Below are 6,678 nucleotides of genomic sequence, written 5' to 3'. Positions count from 1 at the left end.
CAGATCACCACCGACTGCGCGCTGATCGTTTTTGATCGGTGTTTGATCGTCGCTCAACCACGTTCGATCAGTGATCGTTCGTCGAGCGCGCGGTCAAACCCGTGCAGGATAAGAGTTGTCCGTACAGCGACCCTGCTGGCGCACGGTCCCTGCACGACAACATCCTGGTCAGGCTCCGCCCGACACCCGACACCACCACGCGCTGATCGCTGGGCACCCCGTTCCGATCGACGATGCATCGCCGACGAACGGTTCTGCATCCGCGCCGTGCAGCGGTTCTCCGCGGTTCCCTTGTCGCACCTCCTGCAACCTCCGCCGCAATCCAGGTATGGGCGTCTTGCCCATGACCCATTGCAGGAGGTTTCATGGCCAAAGCCACAAAGCAAGTTCTCCCGAAGCTCTACGTCGTGAACTTCGGCGAGAAGGAACATCTGGTTCGCGCGTACACCCAAAGCGGCGCGGCCACCGGTCTTGTCCGATCCATGATGGACGCGGCCAGGGCAAACACGCGCTTGGCCAGTCAAGATGATCTGTTCGAGATGGCGGGACGCGGCGTCAAACCGATTGACGTCACAGCATCGGACAAAGAGGGCGGGGCAGGGGACTCTACCGGTGCGGTGAGCGAGGCCCGCGGCGGATGAGCGGCGCGCGGCAAGTCCATGACCGCCAGAGCGAGGCTCTACGGCGGGCCATGGGCAGTGAAATCCTCGATCCTCTGGGCGATCCTCAGGTGGTCGAGATCATGCTCAATCCCGACGAGGCGCTCTGGGTCGACCGACTCGGGGCGGGCATGGAGCGGGTTGCCATCATCGAGCCTGTACGTGCGCTGACCATTGTCAACACGGTCGCTGCCATGTTGGACGCCGTGGTGACGCCCGACCGCCCGATTCTCGAATGCGAGCTGCCTTTGGATGGCAGTCGCTTCGAGGCACTGATTCCTCCCTTGGTCGAGCGTGCGAGCTTTGCGTTGCGGAAAAAGGCGGCGCTGGTCTTTACCTTGGCCGACTATGTCGCCAAGGGCATCATGACTCAGGCGCAATGCCAAGCGATCGAAGATGCGGTGGCCGATCGCCGCAACATTCTGGTCAGCGGCGGCACCGGCACGGGCAAGACCACGTTGGCCAATGCCATTCTGGAAGCCGTGGCCAGGGTAAGCAGGGATCACCGCATCGTGGTGATCGAGGACACGCGGGAACTGCAGGTCAATGCCGAGAACGTGGTGTTCCTGCGCACCAGCGACAACACCGACATGACCAAGCTGCTGCGCGCCACCATGCGCCTGCACCCGGACCGCATCGTGGTGGGCGAAGTGCGGGACGGCAGCGCCTTGGCTCTGCTCAAGGCATGGAACACGGGCCACCCCGGCGGCGTGGGAACGGTGCATGCCAACGACGCCAGCGCGGCGCTGACCCGGGTCGGCCAGCTGATCCAGGAGGCCGGCGTGCCGCCGAACCCGGAATTGATCGCGGAAGCGGTCAATGTCGTGGTGTCGATCAGACGCGCCATAGAGGGGCGGCGCGTCGAGGAAGTTTCCCTGGTCCGCAGCTGGTCCGCTGGCCGCGGGTTTCATGTCGAGAGGGTCGCTTGATGGATGCCGTTGCCCAAATCCTGACCGTGGTTCTGGGCAGCCTTGCTGTGTTGTGCAGCGAGGCTGCGCTGTTCATGCGACGTGGCCATGTGATAAGGCTATGCCGCAGCGTTGGACGACCCCCTCACCACATGAGGGGAGTGCACCTCCAAGCGACACTTTAATCGCCTAGGGCCGGAGTCAGCGAAATCACATAGGGCGGCAAATGGCAATCCATTAGATTTTAGGCGAAGTGGACTACTATGCGTTCGACTTGGTCAGCATTATCGGGATCGTCCGAGATGCGGACATAGCAATGGGGCGTCTGCCATGAACCTCACTCCCGCCGTCCAATCGGGCAAGCTTGGCGCCCTCCCGTCAGCCTTTCCGTGGGTTCCCATGATCGGGGCGGCGCTGGCCTACTTTGCGCTCGGCCGCCTCTCCATCCTGCTTGCGGTCTCGCCTGACGATGGCACGCTCTTGTGGCTGCCGGCCGGGATGGCTCTGGTGGTGCTCGTTCAGTGGGGCACACGCATCTGGCCGGGCTTGTGGCTGGGGGCGTTTGCCTCCGCTTTACTGCAATACACGGGTGATGCCTCCAGCGCGGGGCTGACCGGCACAGCGCTCCTGGCCGCAACCATCATCGCCAGTGGGGCACTGGCGCAGGCGCTGCTCGGTGCGCGTCTGGCGAGGCCGTTCACCGAGGACTCCGTGCCGCTTGCCAGGGCTGTTGACGCCGCACGTTTTCTTGTCCTGACGGGGCCGCTCGCCTGTCTGGTCTCCGCCACGGTGGGCACGCTCGCCTTGTATGCGCTGCGCGGGCTGCCTATTGCGGACATGGTCCCCAACTGGGTCACCTGGTATGCGGGCGACACGCTCGGCGTGCTGGTGCTCGCCCCAATGATTCTGCTGACGCTGCCGCACGCGCGCAATGGATGGCGGCGCCGCATCGCCGCCATCGTCATCCCGCTGCTGGGCACGGCAGCACTGCTGGAGGCAGGGTCCTTTCTCTACAACCGGTATGAGGTGCAGGTCGCCCGCGGCACTTTCGAGGCCCAGGCCAACGACCTTGTCTACCGCGTCGCGACGCGCCTGGATCGCACCGAGGATCGCCTGCGTGCCATCGGTGGTTTCATCAATCACAGCGACACGCTGAACCCCGCTGAGTTCGCGGTGTTCACCCAGGCACTCGGATCGACTCCGGGAATCTCAGCGCAGGCGTGGGCGCCAGACAAATTGGCCGACAGATCAACCGGGATCTTGCCGCTGCAGCTGGTCTATCCGCAGGCCAGCGAAGGCGGCCATCTAAGTGTCAAGCCCGTGGCGCGCATCCCACAAGCCGCCCTGCTGCGCGCGGCGGAAACAGGCCACCGGGCATTGGCAGCGAGTCCGGGAAATGCACCCACCCTGGAATGGTGGATGCTGGTGCCGGTCTATGCCCCCGGCTTCGCTGCCGGGGGCGCCGACGAGGCGACGCGCGTGGCCGCCCTGCGCGGTTTTGCCGTCGCCCGGCTCGATCTCTCGCAGCTTTTTGCTGACATCGCCGGCAAAGCCGGGCGTGTCGGCATCGCATTCCGTGTTCGCGGACTGGCGGCATGGCACCCGTCCGCGCCGCTCATCGGCTATGACGTGCCCGCCGGACGCGCGCCGGACTGGTCGCAACCCATCAGTCAGCGCTTTGCGGGTGCCGGGTTGGAGTTGGAGGTCTGGAACTTCCACCCTTGGCAGCCCGGGCATACGTCGGGCTCAATGTTGTTTCTTGCCGCCTGTCTGCTGGCCATGTTGTTGGTCGGGGTTTTCGTGCTCACCACGTCGGGCTTCGGCCTGCGCCTGGCGCAGGAGGTGCAGCAGCGCACGGCCGAACTGCGGGCGACGCGGGATGCAGCCGAGGCGGCCACCCGTGCCAAGTCCGACTTTCTCGCCGCCATGAGCCACGAGATCCGCACCCCAATGAACGGCGTGATCGGCATGTTGGACGTGCTGACGCAAACCAGCCTCAAGGGCTATCAGATGGAGATGGTCGAACTCATCCGCGAATCGGCGTATGCGCTGCTCTCCATCATCGAGGACATCCTCGACTTTTCCAAAATCGAAGCCGGCAAGCTTGCGATCGAACAGCAATCCATGTCGGTCGAGGACGTTGTTGAAAAAGTCTGCACCCTGCTCGACCGTATGGCCGAGAAGAAACACGTGGAATTGACCCTGTTCGTCGATCCGGAGCTACCCCAGGCACTCCAAGGCGATGCGCTGCGCCTGCGCCAGATTCTCACCAACCTGGTCAACAACGCCATCAAGTTCTCCAGCGGGCTGGAGCGTCCGGGCCAAGTGGCGGTGCGTGCCCGGATGGCTGGTCTCGAGGATGGACAGGTCTGGGTGGAATGCGTCGTGCATGACAACGGGATCGGCATGGATGAGGCAACCCAGGCCCGGCTGTTCACTCCTTTCGAACAGGCCGATGTCTCCACCACGCGGCGCTTCGGCGGCACCGGGCTGGGACTGGCGATCGCTCGCCAGCTCGCGCAGATGATGGGCGGTGACATCACCGTGCAGAGCGAGCTGGGTGCGGGCAGCACCTTCACCGTACGCCTACCGCTCATTGCATTGCCGCAGCCGGCACCCACGCCCTCGCTGGTAGCCGGACTGCCGTGCCTGGTGATCGGTCCCGAAGTGGGGCTGACCGCGGATGTGGCGATGCATCTGGCACATGCCGGAGCACAGGTCCAGCGCGCAGCGGCTATCGATGCGGTGAGCACGCGTGCTGACCCCCCGTCCGAGATTCTGTGGGTCTGGGTGCTGGACACCGAAGGTGCACCGCCGCCACTGGATGCCTTGCACACCGCCGCCGGCCTGCGTTCACGCGGGGATGTGCGCTTGCTCATCATCGGCCGTGGCAAGCGCCGCCGGCCGCGCCGAACGGCACCCAATCTGGTGCAGATCGATGGCAACCTGCTCACTCGGCGATACATCCTTCAGGCGGTGGCCATCGCCGCTGGGCGCGCCGCGGAAGAAGAATGGAACGAAACCGTGGGGCTTGCCCGTGCGGCCTTCGAAGCGCCTTCGCACGAGGAGGCCGTGCGCCAGGGTAAGCTGGTCTTGGTGGCCGAGGACAATGAGACCAACCAACAGGTGATCCGGCGGCAACTGGCCCTGCTCGGCCTGGCGGCGGAAGTGGCAGGCGATGGCCTCGAAGCTTTTGCCCGCTGGAAGACGGGCGAGTACGCGCTGCTGCTCACCGATGTGCACATGCCCCGCATGGACGGCTATGAACTCACCGCCTCAATCCGCGCCGCAGAGGCCCAAGCCGGCATGGGCCATACGCCGATCATCGCGCTCACGGCCAACGCCCTGAAAGGCGAAGCCGAGCATTGCCAAGCGGCAGGCATGGACGATTATCTATCCAAGCCGGTGCGGCAGGCCGACCTCAAGACAATGCTGGAAAAGTGGCTGCCGTCAGCGAAAGCGCTCCCGGAGCTGCCTCAGGCCCCAGCCGCGGCGGTGGCGGAACGGCCGGTGGACGTCAGCAAACTGCGGGAGCTGGTTGGCGACGACGCGGCGGTGATTCGAGAGTTCCTGCAGGATTTCCGCGTCAGCGCAGCGAGCATCGCCGCCGAGCTTCAGGCGGCCTGCGAATCCGGGTGGCTGGCCGGGGCGGGTGCGGCCGCGCACAAGCTGAAGTCCTCGGCACGCAGCGTCGGGGCACTCGGGCTGGGCGCGCTGTGCGAGCAGATCGAACAGGCCGGGAAGGCCGGTGACGGCGCCGCCCTGACTGGACTGCTGCCTCGCTTTAACGCGGAAATGATCGCCGTGGACGACGATCTGGCGGCATGGCTGGCTGAGGCGACGCCGCGCGAGGCAGGAAAAAATGGTGAGCATGCATGAACAACAAATCTGCCATTGACATCCTGGTGCTCGACGACGAACCGTTCATGCTCAAGCTGCTCGGCCGCATGCTGGCCGGGCTGGGCTATACCCGGGTGTCCTGCCACGAGAGCGGCCCGGCCGCGCTGGCCGCATACGATGCGCTGGACGACGCGCCGAATGTGATCCTGCTCGACATCAACATGCCGGGAATGGACGGGGTCGAGTTCGTGCGACATTTGGCGCAACGGCATTACCCCGGTGGCCTGATCCTGGTCAGCGGCGAGGATGACCGCATGCTGCAGGCTACGGAAAAGCTGGCGCGGGCATACCACCTCTTCGTGCTGGGCTCCCTGCACAAACCGCCAACACCGGCGGGGCTCTCCGTGTTGCTGGACAAACGGATACCCTCAGCGGCTGAAAAGCCACCCGCTACGAACAAAACCTATGACGCCGAAGCAGTGCGTGCCGCTATCGTCCGTGGGGAACTGGTTAATTACTACCAGCCCAAGGTTGTGGTGGCGACGGGCGACGTCATCGGGATGGAGACCCTGGTGCGCTGGCAGCATCCCGAGGATGGACTGGTGTTTCCCGATCGGTTCATCCCGGTGGCGGAGGCGCATGGCCTGGTTGGTGACTTGACGCGCGCGGTGCTCAAAGGCGCACTGGTGCAGGCCAAAGCCTGGCAGGAGGCAGGGCAGGCCTTGTCCGTCGCAGTCAATGTGTCGATGGACGATCTTGCCGCGCTGGAGTTCGCCGATTTCGTTGCCGCCGAGACGGCGGCTGTCGGCATGCCGCCCCAGTCTGTGGTGCTGGAAGTGACCGAAAGCCGTCTGATGCAGAGCCTGGCCACCTCGCTCGATGTGCTCGCACGTTTGCGCCTGAAGCGCTTCCGCCTGTCCATCGATGATTTTGGCACCGGCCATTCCTCCCTTGCACAGTTGCGCGACCTCCCCTTCGACGAACTCAAGATCGACCGGAGCTTCACCCGCGGCGCCTGGCAGGATGAACGGTTGCGGGCGATCTTCGAGGCCAGCCTCAGTTTGGCCAACCAACTCGGCATGGAGGTGGTTGCCGAAGGGGTCGAAGATGCCGATGACTGGGCATTTCTGCGCCAAACCGGCTGTCATCTGGGGCAGGGATATTTCATCGCTCGCCCCATGCCTGCTGCCGCCCTGCCTGGCTGGCTGGAGGACTGGCGACGACGTATGAATAGGGCTCCGCAAAACTGATTCCCATGGCCAGCTGCTTGA

Annotated in this window: 4 protein-coding genes; all 4 read left to right on the top strand. The window is 64.6% G+C overall.

The window, feature by feature from the left end; genetic code table 11:
* Positions 1-365 precede the first annotated feature (365 nt).
* The 4 genes from ACYCUK_RS16395 to ACYCUK_RS16380 all read left to right on the top strand — a co-directional run bounded on the left by ACYCUK_RS16395 (position 366) and on the right by ACYCUK_RS16380 (position 6,657).
* Positions 366-641 carry a hypothetical protein gene (locus tag ACYCUK_RS16395; RefSeq protein WP_461595761.1) on the top strand — a complete coding sequence of 92 codons (276 nt, stop codon included), beginning with the start codon at positions 366-368 and terminating at the stop codon, positions 639-641.
* Positions 638-1,588: a P-type conjugative transfer ATPase TrbB gene (gene trbB / locus ACYCUK_RS16390; RefSeq protein WP_461595760.1), complete on the top strand. Its 951-nt coding sequence runs from the start codon at positions 638-640 to the stop codon at positions 1,586-1,588. Before ACYCUK_RS16395 ends, trbB begins: the two co-directional genes overlap by 4 nt.
* A gap of 309 nt (positions 1,589-1,897) precedes the next feature.
* Complete coding sequence (locus ACYCUK_RS16385) at positions 1,898-5,446, top strand: ATP-binding protein (RefSeq protein ID WP_461595759.1); 3,549 nt, start codon at positions 1,898-1,900, stop codon at positions 5,444-5,446.
* The gene (locus ACYCUK_RS16380) at positions 5,443-6,657 is read left to right on the top strand and encodes an EAL domain-containing response regulator (RefSeq protein ID WP_461595758.1); all 1,215 of its coding nucleotides are present in this window, start codon (positions 5,443-5,445) and stop codon (positions 6,655-6,657) included. Before ACYCUK_RS16385 ends, ACYCUK_RS16380 begins: the two co-directional genes overlap by 4 nt.
* Positions 6,658-6,678 lie beyond the last annotated feature (21 nt).

It is taken from the genome of Thiomonas sp. (assembly GCF_054608695.1).
The sequence above is the reverse complement of the archived record's forward strand: the minus strand, read 5'-3'. Positions and strand labels throughout refer to the sequence as shown.

Bases quoted from the DNA above. Each gene is read 5' to 3' on its own strand.
- trbB (WP_461595760.1), top strand. From the start codon at position 638: ATGAGCGGCGCGCGGCAAGTCCATGACCGCCAGAGCGAGGCTCTACGG.
- ACYCUK_RS16380 (WP_461595758.1), top strand. From the start codon at position 5,443: ATGAACAACAAATCTGCCATTGACATCCTGGTGCTCGACGACGAACCG.
- ACYCUK_RS16385 (WP_461595759.1), top strand. From the start codon at position 1,898: ATGAACCTCACTCCCGCCGTCCAATCGGGCAAGCTTGGCGCCCTCCCG.
- ACYCUK_RS16395 (WP_461595761.1), top strand. From the start codon at position 366: ATGGCCAAAGCCACAAAGCAAGTTCTCCCGAAGCTCTACGTCGTGAAC.